The 464-nt window shown below is 51.9% G+C and carries 1 pseudogene; it reads right to left on the bottom strand.

Annotated elements, in window-relative coordinates:
* Positions 1 to 464 (bottom strand): annotated as a pseudogene (locus tag ACTHUR_RS20205) (hypothetical protein); the annotation flags it as partial.

Here is a 464-nt window from a genome sequence, read left to right as displayed (position 1 = left end):
TCATATACTTTTACTCCGATTTCACCGTTTGCATCTTTGTCGTTGGTGTTGACGGTGTAAGAAGTGGACATACGCTCAAAATCGGCTGTGGTCATGCCGGCCGTAATGCCTGCTTTCGGCCAGTTTTCGCGTTGGAGCGGATAAACGCCGGCTACAACGTCTTTATCGGCCAAGAGCAGGCGGTAGAATGAGTCGGTAGAGAAGCCGATGTCGGAGTCAATCCAGAATAAATGCGTCCATTCTTTGTTTTCCAAAAATTTGGCCACGCAGTTGTTGCGCGCACGCGTAATCATGCTTTCGCCGCGCTGCATCATTACTTGCAGCGGCAGGCCGAGGTAGGCGTTGGTGGGGACGAGGGTCAGAAGCGAGAGGGTGTAGTTGTGGAAATAGTTGCCGTCATGGCTGGGGGTCATAATGACGGGATACATTTCGGCAAGGGCTGATTCGGGCAACATGACTTTTCC

Source organism: Neisseria sp. P0021.S007, from assembly GCF_051956855.1.
This window is presented reverse-complemented; position numbering and strand designations above follow the sequence as displayed.